We start from the raw sequence: 14,363 nt of genomic DNA, 5'->3' as shown, positions 1-14,363 counted from the left end.
TCTACTCTTCCGGGTGTGTCCAAAACAAGATACGCGTTCGGCCAATGGTGATTTGGTTTCCATCTAGGAGCGTTGCGGCCTCGACTCGATGCCCTTCAACGAACGTGCCGTTGGTGGACCCCAGGTCGGTAAGGATCACTCCTTGGGGGGTAATCCGGAACTCAATGTGTTTGCGTGAAACTCCGGAGTCATCGACTTGAATATCTGCTTTCGAGGAGCGCCCAATCACCGTGACATCCTCCGTGAGGAGCCACTTTTCGCCATCAACGTCAATGATGGGGTGGGTCGGAGTTGGGGTGGCGCCGGTTGCGGGTGCCACGCTTCCCCGCCGAACTTCGGCGATGATCTCTAAGGTTCCGGTGGACTCTTCGTCAGTGCCTTCGAACTTGACAGAAACTGGGCCGGCTAGGACGTAGTTCTGCTCTTCCGCGTAACCAGTGGCACCACGCTCAAGCTCTTCGGCTGTGGCTTCGATTCCCTCGCCCTCTAGGGTTTCGAGGTCGGAGTTTGCGATGCGGACAACAAAGAAGTTGGGGGCAACAGGATTTGCGCTGTCAGCCGTTGCGCCCTCGGGAATCTCAATCTGGTCATCCATAACCCGATGGAGAGCTGAGGAAATGTCCACAGGCTTCAAGCCGGAGCGGAACACCTTGGAGAAGACGTTGTTGACACCCTTCTCAACAGCATTCTCAAAACGGTCAAATATCCCCACATCAGTTCCTCTTGCTAGCACGCGAACGTGATCCACCCACGGTGGACTATTGCATTCTACGTGTACGTGAAAGGTAATAGCAGTTAGTTGTTGTTGCAAACCCGGGCTGTGTCCTAGCTGGGGACGCGTGTGGCCGATATGATGACCGCGCCGACCGCTTCCACTGTGTCCGACACGACGACAGGTTTGTGGACTTCAGTTTGACTAGGGACCCGGGCAGTTCTGTATAGTTGCCTAGTCGCAGGACATCTGGGTAGCCGGTCTGTTCAGTGGCGAAGCGCGAGTGGCGGAATAGGCAGACGCGCACGGTTCAGGTCCGTGTGCCCGTGAGGGCGTGGGGGTTCAACTCCCCCCTCGCGCACTTTGTGATATCCCGGGTTATCGTTTTCGACGATGGCTCGGGATTTTTGTTGCGGTGCTGCCCGGTGAGTCCAAGCCGACTCGTCTGCCCCGCCCTGTCGAGCGGGCGCCATGTAGATCTTCCATTGACACATTTTGTCGGCACATACCTATCTAACATAGGGTAGATAGTGGGAGGGGTTGAACATCGTGGCGGTGTCAGCCAGCCCATATCACAACATGTGGAGGAGAAACTTATGAACATCGAGAAGCACAACGAGCGCGTTGAAAAGCACTACGAGCACAAGATCGAGGCGACTGAGGCTCGAGCGGAGAAGCGTGAGGAGCACATCGAAGGGCACCTCGAGAAGCAGGAGGCACGCTACGAGAAGCGGGCTGAGCACGCTGCCGAGCATGCTGAAAAGGTCGCTGACCGTGAGGCGAAGCATGAGGATCTCGAGGCGAAGAAGCTGAAGTAGTACCTGCCGATAGAGAAGGAGGGGCCCGTGCCAACTGTGCAGGCCCGTCTTTGTGCATCACTGCGGCAATCGGTTTTCAACTAAGATCTAACAGATGTTAGATTATCAAACTTGACTTAGCCTGTCGCCACTGATCCTTTTTGTGAAGAGCCACATTACCTATCACTACGAGGAGTCCATCGCGGCGATGGCCGCCGCGATTCGTGAGGCGGAGAACTATGTGCATGTGGAGTTCTATATTCTCTCCCATGATCACGCGACGCACGATGTTTTCGAGGCGATGAGAGAGGTAGTCGCACGCGGTGTCAAGGTTCGGGTGATGCTCGATCACATCGCTACCATGCGCCAGCCAAAACTCTCCGTAACCACCCGCATGCTGGATGAAGTGGGCGCCCAGTGGTGCTTCATGTTGCCGGTACGGCCCTGGCGTGGCCAGTGGCAGCGCCCGGATCTGCGCAACCACCGCAAGATCCTAGTGGTCGACGGACGCATCGGCTTCGTTGGTTCCCAGAACATGGTCGACGCGAGCTACAACAAACCAGGAAACCTGCGGCGGGGACTGAAGTGGCGAGACATCATGGTGAAGGTCTCGGGGCCTGTCGTATCTAGCCTCAACCGGGTGTTCATGGGCGACTGGTACATCGAAACTGGCGAGCTGCTTGAGGACAGCCCCCCTCGAGTAGCAGACCCCGTGAAGCCCAGCGATCAGCTCGACTGTCAAGTGCTTCCGAGCGGCCCCAGCTTTGGCGAAGAAAACAACCTGCAGGTGTTCATCGCCCTCATGGGAACTGCGAGCAAACGGATCAGCGTGACCAGCCCGTACTTCGTGCCCGATCAGGCGATCATGTACGCGCTCAGAGCAGCCACCGCGCGCGGCGTCGAGGTCGAGCTTTTCGTCTCTGAGACTGGCGATCAACCGATGGTTTATCACGCTCAGCGCTCGTATTATGAGGCGCTCCTGCGCGCGGGCGTCCGAATCTTCATGTTCAAGCCGCCGTACATTCTGCACTCCAAACACTTCACGATCGACAACTCGACGAGGTCAATGCTTACTACCATGACAACTCCCGAGAGCTAACACTCGAGGAGTGGCAGAAGCAGCCGCTACGCAGCCAGTTGCTCGACGGCCTCTTCCGCCTCACCTCGGCCCTGCAGTAGGCGTCTCAGAGGCGGTGCTGAACGAGGCAGATGGGCGCCAAACGAACCAGTCTTGGGCAAAGTGGTGGCCAGGCATAGTTTGAGAGCGCTCCCAGTTCTGGTAGAGTGTGGCCAATCGTCTAGCCAGTGTCAAGAGCGCCCTAGTGAAGAAGGTAGAACAATGAAGTACGGCCACTTCGACGACGCAGCACGCGAGTACGTTGTTACCACCCCACACACCCCCTACCCCTGGATCAACTACCTGGGCACCAAGGACTTCTTCTCCCTCATTTCCCACACCGGAGGCGGCTACGCCTTCTACCGTGATGCCAAGATGCGCCGCCTGCTGCGCTACCGCTACAACAATGTGCCCGTCGACGCTGGGGGACGAATCTTCACCATCAATGAGGGGGGAGACGTTTGGAGCCCCTCGTACTTCCCTTACAGGACCGACCTCGACTCGTTTGAAACCCGTCACGGCATGGGTTACACGCGCATCACCGGAAGCCGCCGCGGCCTGCACGCCTCTGTCCTCTACTTTGTCCCCGTGCAGGGGAACGCCGAGATTCAGATGGTCACCCTCACCAATGAGAGTGACCACGTCAAGACTGTGAATCTCATTAGCTTTGTGGAGTTTGCCCTGTGGAACGCCGAGGACGACCAGACCAACTACCAGCGCAATCTCTCTCTAGCGGAGGTCGAGGTCGAGGGCGGCGCGATCTTCCACAAGACAGAGTTCCGCGAGCGCCGCAACCACTACGCCGTCTACTCAGTCAACGAACCCATTGTCGGCTTCGATACGGACCGCGACACGTTCCTTGGTCCCCAGAATGGGTGGGACGAGGGCGTTGTTGCCCACAGCGCCACCTCCGGTAACTCCATCGCCTCCGGCTGGTACCCGATTGGCTCGCACAACCTTGAAGTTACCCTTCAACCGGGTGAGTCCAAGGAGTCCGTCTTCGTCCTCGCCTACGTTGAGACTCCGCAAGATGCAAAGTGGGAGTCCAAGGGCATTATCAACAAGACGCCAGCCAGAGAGATTCTGGCGCGCTTTGACACGCCTGAAAAGGTGGAGCGTGAGTTCGCAGCCCTGAAGAATTATTGGGACGACCTCCTGGACGTCTACAAGGTGGACTCCACAAGCCCCGAGCTGGACCGAATGGTCAACATCTGGAACCAGTATCAGTGCATGGTTACCTACAATCTGTCCCGTTCGGCCTCGTACTTTGAAACGGGAATCGGCAGAGGCATGGGATTCCGCGATTCCAACCAGGACCTGCTGGGGTTTGTCCACATGGTGCCCGGGCGGGCGCGCGAACGAATCCTCGACATCGCGGCGACCCAGCTGCCTGACGGATCGGCCTACCACCAGTATCAGCCGCTCACCAAGCGTGGCAACGACGCTGTCGGTTCAGGTTTCAACGACGACCCACTGTGGCTCATCCTCGGTGTGGCCGCCTATGTCAAAGAGACCGGGGACCTGGCCATACTCGACGAAATGGTTCCATTCGACAATGACCCCGCCCAGGCTGCCCCACTAATGGAGCACCTGCGCAGGTCGTTCAACTTCACCATGGACAACCGCGGACCTCACGGTCTGCCCCTGATTGGTCGCGCAGACTGGAACGACTGCCTCAACTTGAACGTGTTCTCCACCGAACCAAACGAGTCCTTCCAAACTGCCCCCAACCGCGAGGGCGGGGTCGCAGAGTCCGTCTTCATTGCCGGGATGGTGGCCGCAATCGGCCCTGAGTACGCGGAACTGGCTCGCCTAATGGGGGACGAGGACGAGGCCGCCCGCGCCGAAGCCAGCGTCCGGGACGTTGTTGAAGCCACGGAAAGGCACGGTTGGGACGGCAAGTGGTTCCGCCGCGCCTACGACTATTACGGTAACCCGGTTGGATCGGCCTCCAACGAAGAGGGACAGATCTGGATTGAGCCGCAAGGCTACTGCGTGATGGGCGGAATCGGGCTCGAGGACGGACGTGCGGTGCAGGCTCTTGACTCTGTTCGGGAACGCCTCAACACTCCCCACGGCTCCGTGCTGCTCAACCCGGCCTACACGCAGTACAAGGTCGAGTTGGGTGAGGTTTCCAGCTACCCGCCCGGGTACAAGGAAAACGCTGGAATCTTCTGCCACAACAACCCGTGGATAACTATCGCGGAAACCATGGTGGGAAGGCCGGAGTACGCCTGGGAGTACTACAAACAGATCGCCCCGGCGTTCCGTGAAGAAATCTCTGACATCCACCGCCTTGAGCCCTATGTGTACGCGCAAATGATTGCCGGCAAAGACGCCATCCGTCATGGCGAAGCCAAGAACTCTTGGCTCACCGGTACCGCATCATGGAACTTTGTGGCCGTCTCACAGTATCTTTTGGGGATTCGGCCCGGCTACGGCGGCCTCATCGTTGATCCGCGCATTGGCGCCGAGGTTGGGGAGTTCACTGTTCGGCGCTCCATCCGCGGAGCAGAATACGTTATCCACTATCTCAACACTCATGGTGGGAGAAATGCTGTTGGGGACGAGGGCGGATTCAAACCTGCGTCTCTGACGGTTGATGGCGCGGCGTGGGAGGGCAACACCGTTCCCTACGCACCCGCGGGTACGACCGTCGCGGTTGAGGTTCGCTTCTAAGCAGTCTCGCGAATCACCAGTTCTGTAGGCAGCTGGATCACGCGTGCTTCGCGGGGGTGCATCAGCAACTGCTCTTGGAGCATTTGCGCCATGGATCTGCCCTGCTCATAGGCGTCTTGCTTCACCGTTGTCAGGTATGGGTGCTCGGAGACCGCAGCGGGGGAGTCATCAAAGCCGACAACGGCAATGTCCTCAGGTACCCGCAACCCGCGGGCAATGAAGGTCTTGACAGCTGCCCGAGCCATGAGGTCATTTGCCGCAAACACAGCGTCAAAGGGTTCGTTGCCGTCAAGAAGCTCAAGTGCGGCCCTTGCGCCGCCCTCCGCCGTGAAGTCGCTCTCGACAAGCGGACCCGTGACCCCGGCGGCCCGGACGGCCTGGAGATAACCCGCCGCACGGTCCGCAGCGGACGGCATGTCCTGTGGGCCGGTGATGGCCGCTATGTGCTTGCAGCCCAGGCCAATCAAGTACTCTGTTGCCATCTTTGACGCAGCAGAGTTGTCGACATCAACGTAGCTGTGCGCTTCGTCTCCGAGGACGGGGCGCCCTCCAAATACCACTGGCATGCGCCGCTCCAGCGCATCGACCAGCTGGTGTTCGGTGTGGTGAGAGAAGACGAGGACCCCATCGGATTGTCCGCCTGCAAGTGAGGAAAGAACCTTGGGGAACGAGTCCCGTGAGGCGATCATCAGGTTGAGGACCAGATTGGTGCTGGCGAAATGGTCCTGGATGCCCGAAATCATGGCGTGAAAGTAGGGATCTTTGAAAAACAGATCCAAGTCTTCTGGGATCAGTGCAGTAACCACGGAAGCCTGTTTTGATGCCAATGCCGCAGCAACACGATTGTGAACATAGCCCAAATCCGCGATGGCTTTCATTACTGCGTCGACGGTCTTCTGGCTGACATTGGGAGAGCCATTGACTACGCGTGACACCGTGGAGCGGGAAACGCCCGCGGCTGCGCCGACAGACTCCAGCGTGATGCTTCCAAGCAGGCCCTCCGAAGGTGCCTCGACGGAAACCGGGTTCGTGATCTGGTTGGTCATCTGGCCCTTCACCTCACATCCAGTAGGGGTCGAAGTGCTTCAGGTCTGTTGAGGGGCTATTTGTCACCGATCATAGAGCACTAGAGGCCCTAAAGTCCCGGTGGTGGCAGCATTTGGTGAAGCAATTTGGAAGCGCTCCCTAATCGGAGCTAGGTTCAGGCGCTGCGCAAAGCGTCGACAGGCTCGATGCGTGCGGCCTTCAAAGCGGGATAGGTTCCCGCGACCAGGCCGACCAGGGCGCCAACAAAGACACCGCCCACCGGAACCCACGGGGCTATGACGGGGGTCCAGTGTTGGAACAAGCAGACACCTAGAAGAACGAAAAGACCGACGGCGACCCCGATCAGTCCCCCCAGCAACCCGGTGGTGAGGGACTCGAGGATGAACTGTTTTGCTATCTGGCTGGTCTTCGCCCCCAGTGCGCGCCGCAAACCAATTTCGCCGCGCCGCTCCGTTACGGACAGAAGTGTCACGTTGGCAATGCCGATTCCACCGCCCACCAGTGCGACCACGCCGATTGCCACAAAGAGGACGTTGATGTCTGCGGCAACCTGACCCTGCAGTGCGCTGGGTGGGGTTGGTGCCTTTACCTTGAAAGAGTCGGGATTGTTGGGGTCGAGGGCGATGGGCGCCTGATGTGCGACAACCTGACCAGCCCCCACGTCAGCTTCGATGTCGAGGCTTGTTGCCAACGTCAGCCCGAGGTCGGCGCGTGCTGTTTCAATGGGGACAATGGCGCTGCGAAGCAGGTTGTCGCGGACCCCAACCGCGTCAAGGATGCCGATGACAGAGTAGGCCCGCCCCCCAATGAACACCGCTGGCTGGCCGGAGACCCGGTTGATTCCCAGTCTCTCAGCGGCTTCCTTGCCGAGGACGACAACCCGGTCAGCGCGAACGTTGTGCCCCGCATCAAAGAAGCGCCCCGTCGTGAGGGTTCCCGCAACGACCTCTAAAAGTTCGGGGGAGGCTGCCACAACTGGTGGTGGGGCAACGGCAGCCTCGGCTGGATCTACGACCTGCACGGCCGCTACCTCGGGGGTGGGGCTCACCTCTGCGTACAGGGCCGCCCTCTGAACACCAACAAGGTTCTCTACCCGTTCCACGGAATTCCAGGGGAGCGCAACGGTCACCCTCTCAGTTCCGCCCCTGCCCTCCGCGGTTCCGGGCTCAACGGTCACGCGGGTGGCTTGAAGCAGGTCAAAGCTCTTTGCTATCTGCCCCGCAGTTGTTTGAGCAAGGCCCATAGTCGCGACCAGGGAAGCGATGCCGAGGACGGTGCCGAGAAGAGTGATGATGAGGCGGGAGGGCCTGGCTCCAACGCCCTCGAGCGATTCTGCAAGCAGATCTCGCAAGGTGAACCCGTGTGCCATCAGTCCAACTCCGTAAGTCGACCGTCGTGAATGCTCGCGCGCCGCCGCGCACTCTTCGCGACGACCGGGTCGTGGGTGATCATGACGATGGTAAGGCCGTCCTCGGAAAGCTCCTCAAACAAGGCCATCACCCCCTGGGAGTTGGTCTGGTCAAGGTTCCCGGTTGGCTCATCCGCAAGAAGGAGGCGTGGGGACGTGCTGACTGCTCGGGCGATGGCAACGCGCTGCTTCTCTCCGCCGGAAAGTGTTCCGGGGTAGAAGTCGGTGCGGTGGCTCATGTCCACGCGGGCCAGCGCACCGTGGGCCAGACGCTCGCGATCCTGGCGGGGCACCCCCGCATATGCGGTGGCGAGCATAACGTTTTCGAGGACGGTGCGGGTGGGAAGCAGGTGGAATGACTGGAAGACAAACCCGATCTCACCTCCGCGGATCTCGGCGCGGGCGTCCTCGGACAGGGATGACACGTCAACCCCTTCAAACCAGTAGGTGCCGGTACTGGGGCGGTCAAGCAAACCCAGGGTGTTGAGCATGGTGGACTTGCCGGAACCGGAGGGCCCAACAATAGCCAGATACTCGCCGGGATCAACCGTCAGGTCGATGCCCCGCAGGGCGTTGACGGCGGGAGGACCGGGAAATATGCGGGTAACGTCGTCCAGACGGATCAGAGGTTGCGGCCGCAAGTACAGATCAGCGGCCGACAACAACTTTTGCTCCGGGTTCGATCCGCGCGTCATCAGACTTGATTTCAACGAAGCCTCCGGCCGCGAGGCCAACTGAAACTGCCACGGTTTCAGTGGCGAACGGGTCGGCCTGTGTCGGAACCAGAATTTCCACCCGGTTGCCCCCATCGGGAGCGGCAGACAGGGCTGCAAGAGGAACAGCCATCACCGTTCCCTCGGTTGAAGCAACGGGGATTGTGACACGAACGTTTGTGCCGCGTAGTTCGCTGATCTGTTCTTCACTCAGAGATCCCGGGTCCAGTTCTAACTGGTAGCGGTCGGAAGTCTGCTCACCTTCGCCCTCGCCTGAAGACTTGGAAGTGGGTGCGTCGATGCTGACGATTGTGGCCGTGAGTTCCTCACCGCCCGGGCCCGCATAGACCGCGGGCATCCCGGGGGTAAGCAGTTCGGCATCCTGGCTGGACACCGTGCCTTGGATTGTCAAAGTCGCGCCGGACACGGTCATTGCCGGACCGTCGAGGGCGTCTCCGCGTTTCACGAACACTTCGTCAACCCTGCGGGGCAGAGAAGGCATGAAGAGAACCTCGCCGGAAGGGAGGGTCGGTTGGACTGCTATCTGGGCCTCTTCTAGGGCAGCGTAGGCATCCGAACGGGCGGCTTTGGCTTCAGTGATTCCCGCGTTTTCTACGCTGAGGTCGGTGGCCCCACCTGCTACGGCCGCATTCCACGCGGCGTTGGCTACAGTCACGGCAGTCTCTGCTGAGCGGACGGAGTTTTCTGCCATCCTCAAGGATTCTGTGGCTTCCGTTCCGCCGGTTGGGGGGCTGTAGCCAACCCGTTGAAACAGTTCCCCAACTGCGGTGGAAGTGTCCCATTCGAAAAGGTCTGATTCGGGATCGCCGGCCCAGTAGCCCAGGGCTGCGAGCGCCTGCTTCAACTGGAAAACATCGGGACCTCGCATGCCGATCGATAGTGAGCGATACGAGGGGAGTTCTCCGGGTAGGACAATGACGGGTCTACCAACGACCTCGAGTGCAACACTGGCAGCCTCAAAAACGGCGCCAACTTCGGGGACCTGACCCGTCACGATGGGCCTGCCTTCAGTGAATGCGGTATCCACCGTGACCTGGACGGGGTCCGCGTAGGTGACCTCCCCACGGGTGGTTACCATATTCTCGATGACGCGTTCTTCCACCACTGCTGTGACCGGACCCGGTTCGGGTGCCTCGGTTCGTGCCGCAAGTTCCGCGGGGGAGACCAGGAACTGCATGATGAGGACGCCCGCCAGAAGGGATACGACCGCAACCGCGGCAATAAGGGCGACAAGGCGCTTACCGGCCCAGGGGCGCTGCTTCTTCTTGCTCACCTTCGGGACTAGCCGTTCTGACTGGTCGCGTACTTGGCGAGCATGGCATCTAGTTCCGCCTTGTGTTCATCGAGGAATTTCTGTTGGGCGGCAAAGTCAACCTTTTGTTGGACTTCGGCGTAGTTGACTTCGTCGGCGCACTTCCAGTCCGCGGTTGCAGTAGCGATCTCTTGGGCGCGCAGCTCTTCGATGGCTTCCGCAGACGGTTCAACCCATTCCTCCCCAACCTGGGCGTCCTCGTAGAGGGCATTCTGGGCTTCATAGATGGAGTTCGACGCCTGATCCCTGGTTGAGAATTCGGGGAAGCCTGCGGAGGCCATGCATGCGGCCCACTCTTGGTTGACTGCAGTTAGCTCCGGGGCGTTTTGAACTGTTTCCCAGTGGGTGTTCATAGCATCGATGAGGTCGGTAAACTCCGGGTCCTCCCACATGCCCATCGTCGGGTCGTCCTGAGCGAGCTGGTTGTCAGCCCAGCCGAAGCAGCCGTTGTCTTCCCAGTTGTACTCATACGCCTCCTCGTCGTCCCCATCCACTTCCTCGAATTGGGGTTCGCCGTACAGGGTGGCATAGTAGGCCTCCTGCTCAGATGGACTCAGGGAGTTTACGTAGCCCTCATTGGGATCCACATAGATTTCTTCGTCTACCGGCGCCTCGTCATCTCCGGAGCTGCCGGGCCAATCGAAGACTCCATAGCCGTATTGCTGCGCAAACTCTAGGGAGTCCCACGCCGGTCCCTCTTGATCGTCGTCAGACATGACGGTTGTGCCACTGTTGGCGTTCGGGACATACTCGAAGCCCTCCTTGGCCATGCACTCCGCCATCAACTCTTCGCGTTGAAGGTCGATCTTGTCGTAGTGTTCCTGCGTGTAGTCCTGTCCCTCCCACAGGACGGACAGGTACTTATCGAGGGGGCCCATGGGCGCTTCCTCGCCAGCCGTGTTTCCGGACTGCTGGCCACCTCCTTGGGAGCAGGCGGCCAGAGCCAAGACACCAGCGGTCATCATGATGGTGAAAGAGGTGAGTTGTCTGCGCATCAGGGGCACCTTCGTCAGGATTGCGGACGCTCACAAGTGTGTCGTGAGCGAGTGGTTGAGTCACTGAAAACCTACCCGAGGGCAGGGCTGGAAATAGTGGAAATCAGGGATCAGTCAGGGTCTAATCAGGGGTGTAGTCGGCGTGGCGGCGAACCCAAGAGTGACTCTACTGCCGCGAAGCTCGTGGCTGCTGCGGACGGCGCCGACTGGTCAAACACTTCGCCCGCGTTCGGGTCGCAAAGATCAGAAATTGCCCGCAGTGAAACCCAGGGGATTGAGAACGACCAGCACACTTGCGCGCCTGCCGCAGTCTCCATATCCACAGCCAGCACATCGCGGAAGCGGGCACGTACCGGTTCAACCTGGGCCCCGTCCACAAATGAGTTACTGGCACTGATGGTGCCCGTGTGAAAAGCCAAGCCCTTTGCCCGCAGCGCGCCAGAGGCGGTGGCACGCAGCCAGGGGTCGGCCGGGTACTTTTCCGGCATTTGTGGGATTTGCCCTGGGGCGTAGCCGAAGGCTGTGGCATCTGCGTCGTGGTACAGCGCGTACTCAGACACCACCACATCACCGAGGTGAACGTTTGCGCCCAGACCCCCGGTCGTTCCCGCAAAAACCACTGCACGAGGACGGAGCTGGCTTGCGACAACCGCGGCTGCAAGCGCCGCGTTAGTCATGCCGATCCCCGTCGTCGCAATCACCACCGGGTGGCCCTGGAGGATTCCGCCCCTGAAATCTGCCGGGCCGCGAAAACCGGCGGGGAGGACCGGGACTTCAACGCTCGCGTCGGGTTCCAGAGCCTCAAGAAAAGGTTGCGCTTCTTCAGCCATTGCGCAGGCGATAACGACTGGTCGGCTCATGGTGTCACAACCCCTTGCGAGCCGCCCGCCTCATCGGCCGCAATGGCGGTGCCCGTGCCACTTTCCCAGCCCTCACGTCCCGCCAAGAACCTGCCCACTGCCAACTGGGCTGCCTCAAGGGAGTGGTTCGCCCCCCACCCACACTGGATCTCATTCGCCGCCGGCACCGATGTGGCAGCAAGCAAGTCCTGGAAAGCAGCCTGAAGAATCGGCAGGAAATCCGCCATTTCCAAGCCCAACGTCAATGCGTAGAAGCCCGTCTGACATCCCATCGGAGAGAAGTCGATCAGGGCATCCGTGTGGTTGCGCATGTGATGTGCCGTCATGTGCTCAATCGAATGCACCGCATCCATCTCGAGATGGTCGACGTTGGGTTGGGTGAACCGCACGTCATATTTGATCAGGACATCACCACCGGGGAGCACCTTGCGATCCGCAACCCGCACGTAGGGCGCGACAACGGTGCGGTGGTCCAAGTTGAAGGATTCAACGTTGAGGTTGGAGTCAACCCCGGTTGGTGGTTGACTGCTGCGGGAGGAGGTTTCTGGGCTCATAACCCTAGGATAAAGCCCCCCTCCGACAACCGGAAAAAGTGGTGGACAATAGGGTGCATGACTACTGATGCAAGTGCCTGCCAACTGGGCGTGTTCGACATGTTCACGCTCGGGATCGGTCCGTCCTCGTCCCACACGGTGGGACCGATGAGGGCGGGGCGGCATTTCGCCGACCTGCTCCTCTCGGCAGGGCTGGAACCTTCCAGGGTCCGGGTCACCCTGTTCGGGTCGCTTGCGGCCACGGGCATAGGACATGGAACGAATCGTGCTGTGCTGCTCGGCCTGGCGGGGGCGCGTCCCGAAACGGTTGAGACCGACCTCGTAGACCGGATCATTCCGAGGATTACTCAGTCTGGCCACCTGCCGCTACTGGGTGGGGCTAGCATTCCCTTCACACTGCCGCTGGACCTGCGGTTTGAACCTCGCGTCACCCGCACGTTTCACGTCAATGCTCTCACCATTGATGCCTGGGATGGCGGTCTAACCGATGTCGATGAGGCCGTTGTTTTGAGCCGCACCTACTACTCCACGGGCGGTGGCTTCGTCGTGGTTGACGAGGGCGGAGAGATGGTCCCCGTGGAGGTCGCGCGCGTGGTTGCGGATGCTGGTGAGACCGCTCCGCCCCCATTCCTCCCCTTCCTCTCAGGCGTCGAACTGTTGGACCGTTGTCGTGAAACAGGTGCCTGCGTCGCTGACATCATGAGGACAAATGAGGCGTCCCGACGACCCATTGCCGAGGTAGATGATTACCTGGATCTGGTAGTTTCCGCCATGTTCGCCTGCGTTGAGGAAGGCTGTCAGTCCGAGGGTGTTTTGCCAGGTGGACTGGGAGTGCCTCGGCGGGCAGCTGCTCTGCGAGCAGAGTTGCAGGGGGGCGAGGATGATCCGCTGGCGCCGCTTGACTGGGTGACCCTCTACGCCCTCGCCGTCAATGAGGAAAACGCAGCCGGGCACCGGGTTGTCACCGCCCCAACGAACGGTGCGGCCGGCATCATCCCCGCTGTTCTGGGGCACTTTGTGGTGACGAGGGCGGCCCGTCTGGTTGGGGGCATGGAGCAACTCGCTAAGGACTACGACCTGGCGAGGCCGAATGCGCTCCTCGAAGCGTTTCCGCAGCTGGTCCCAGGAGCTCGGGACTTCCTCCTTGCTGCCACCGCGGTTGGATCAATCATTAAGACCAACGCGTCAATAGCGGGGGCCGAGGTCGGCTGCCAGGGTGAAGTTGGTTCGGCGTCTGCAATGGCTGCAGCAGGATTGGCTCAGGCTATGGGGGGAACCCCGGCCCAGGTTGAGAATGCGGCGGAGATCGCGATGGAACACTCACTGGGCCTGACGTGCGACCCCGTTGGCGGCCTCGTACAGATTCCCTGCATCGAACGAAACGCCATCGGCGCAGTCAAAGCGATCTCCGCGGCGCGCATGGCCCTGTACGGGGACGGGCGCCATCAGGTATCACTGGATGTCGCTATTGAAACGATGCGGCAAACCGGGGTGGATATGCATTCCAAGTACAAGGAGACCTCAATCGGCGGGTTGGCCGTCAACGTCGTTGAGTGCTGAGGGTGCGACACGCCGGGCTCGCACGCAAACTACAGCGATGTCATCCACAGGTCCTCCTGCATCCACAGGCCACTTATACACAGGCTGTGGGTGGCAGGATCGGGGTTGTCCTGCGGCTCCAACGCCCTCGAACAACCACCGTGTCATTCGCTATCCACAGGGGTGACAGTTTCTTACACAGATTGGGCAAGACACGATATATAGGGGTTGTCCCTCTTTCGCACCACAAGGTGTAGTGTTGGCCAAAGCGAAACCGGTATGATTACCGTAAATCACAGACGTGTAGTTTATGTAGTGACAGTGGGCAGGAAGGTCCTCTGGTCAGAAGGAGTTTGACGTGACCATCACCGTTTATTCAAAGCCCCGTTGCGTACAGTGCGATGCCACCTACCGCGCGTTGGACAAGCACGGTGTGGCATACGAAACCGTCGATGTCTCCGTCGACCAGGACGCCCTGGCTTACATTGTCGGCCTCGGCTACAGCCAGGCACCTGTTGTCATTGTTGGCGACAGCCACTGGAGCGGCTTCCGCCCCGACCGCATCAACGCGGTCGTCGCAGCGCTACAGAGCGTGGCCGGCTGAGCCGA

General features: G+C 60.0%; 13 protein-coding genes and 1 tRNA gene. 6 read left to right on the top strand and 8 right to left on the bottom strand.

Translation table 11 applies throughout. The features are described from left to right. Position 1: 1 nt before the first annotated feature. Positions 2-712 (bottom strand): FhaA domain-containing protein, encoded by a 711-nt coding sequence (locus IDL90_RS04880; protein WP_187994562.1) that lies wholly within the window; start codon positions 710-712, stop codon positions 2-4. 277 nt (positions 713-989) lie between these two features. Here IDL90_RS04880 and IDL90_RS04875 point away from each other — a divergent pair. From IDL90_RS04875 to IDL90_RS04860, 4 genes are all read left to right on the top strand, one after another. Further along, positions 990-1,073, top strand: a tRNA-Leu gene (locus IDL90_RS04875). Positions 1,074-1,308: 235 nt separating this feature from the next. Next, positions 1,309-1,530, top strand: coding sequence for a hypothetical protein (locus IDL90_RS04870; protein WP_187994561.1), 222 nt, complete (start codon positions 1,309-1,311; stop codon positions 1,528-1,530). 142 nt (positions 1,531-1,672) lie between these two features. Further along, positions 1,673-2,608: a phospholipase D-like domain-containing protein gene (locus tag IDL90_RS04865; protein WP_223175182.1), complete on the top strand. Its 936-nt coding sequence runs from the start codon at positions 1,673-1,675 to the stop codon at positions 2,606-2,608. A gap of 240 nt (positions 2,609-2,848) precedes the next feature. Then, a complete protein-coding gene (locus IDL90_RS04860; protein WP_187994560.1) occupies positions 2,849-5,305 on the top strand; it encodes a GH36-type glycosyl hydrolase domain-containing protein in 2,457 nt (818 codons plus the stop codon). On the opposite strand, the gene IDL90_RS04855 is transcribed toward IDL90_RS04860, so the two are convergent. From IDL90_RS04855 to IDL90_RS04825, 7 genes are all read right to left on the bottom strand, one after another. Next, positions 5,302-6,351, bottom strand: a complete 1,050-nt coding sequence (locus tag IDL90_RS04855) for a LacI family DNA-binding transcriptional regulator (protein WP_187994559.1) — start codon at positions 6,349-6,351, stop codon at positions 5,302-5,304. The two genes, IDL90_RS04860 and IDL90_RS04855, sit on opposite strands and share 4 nt — an antisense overlap. Positions 6,352-6,506: 155 nt before the next feature. Further along, entirely contained in the window at positions 6,507-7,721 is a 1,215-nt protein-coding gene (locus tag IDL90_RS04850; RefSeq protein WP_187994558.1) for an ABC transporter permease, read from the bottom strand. After that, on the bottom strand, positions 7,721-8,455 hold the full coding sequence (locus tag IDL90_RS04845) for an ABC transporter ATP-binding protein (protein WP_187994557.1): 735 nt from the start codon (positions 8,453-8,455) through the stop codon (positions 7,721-7,723). The genes IDL90_RS04850 and IDL90_RS04845 overlap by 1 nt, the downstream gene beginning before the upstream one ends. Then, positions 8,409-9,767 (bottom strand): hypothetical protein, encoded by a 1,359-nt coding sequence (locus IDL90_RS04840; RefSeq protein ID WP_223175181.1) that lies wholly within the window; start codon positions 9,765-9,767, stop codon positions 8,409-8,411. Before IDL90_RS04840 ends, IDL90_RS04845 begins: the two co-directional genes overlap by 47 nt. Before the next feature lie 8 nt (positions 9,768-9,775). Then, the gene (locus tag IDL90_RS04835; protein WP_187994556.1) at positions 9,776-10,801 is read right to left on the bottom strand and encodes a hypothetical protein; all 1,026 of its coding nucleotides are present in this window, start codon (positions 10,799-10,801) and stop codon (positions 9,776-9,778) included. A gap of 125 nt (positions 10,802-10,926) precedes the next feature. Then, a complete protein-coding gene (locus tag IDL90_RS04830; protein ID WP_187994555.1) occupies positions 10,927-11,661 on the bottom strand; it encodes a 5'-methylthioadenosine/adenosylhomocysteine nucleosidase in 735 nt (244 codons plus the stop codon). Beyond that, on the bottom strand, positions 11,658-12,215 hold the full coding sequence (locus IDL90_RS04825; RefSeq protein WP_187994554.1) for an S-ribosylhomocysteine lyase: 558 nt from the start codon (positions 12,213-12,215) through the stop codon (positions 11,658-11,660). The genes IDL90_RS04830 and IDL90_RS04825 overlap by 4 nt, the downstream gene beginning before the upstream one ends. Before the next feature lie 57 nt (positions 12,216-12,272). On the opposite strand from IDL90_RS04825, the gene IDL90_RS04820 reads away from it, so the two are divergent. Beyond that, positions 12,273-13,775: an L-serine ammonia-lyase, iron-sulfur-dependent, subunit alpha gene (locus IDL90_RS04820; RefSeq protein WP_187994553.1), complete on the top strand. Its 1,503-nt coding sequence runs from the start codon at positions 12,273-12,275 to the stop codon at positions 13,773-13,775. A 337-nt stretch (positions 13,776-14,112) separates the two neighbouring features. After that, positions 14,113-14,358 carry a glutaredoxin-like protein NrdH gene (gene nrdH, locus IDL90_RS04815; RefSeq protein WP_182141645.1) on the top strand — a complete coding sequence of 82 codons (246 nt, stop codon included), beginning with the start codon at positions 14,113-14,115 and terminating at the stop codon, positions 14,356-14,358. Positions 14,359-14,363 lie beyond the last annotated feature (5 nt).

The sequence above is a fragment of the Schaalia sp. JY-X159 genome (assembly GCF_014525425.1).
In the GTDB taxonomy this organism is placed as follows: Bacteria; Actinomycetota; Actinomycetes; order Actinomycetales; family Actinomycetaceae; genus Scrofimicrobium.
This window is presented reverse-complemented; position numbering and strand designations above follow the sequence as displayed.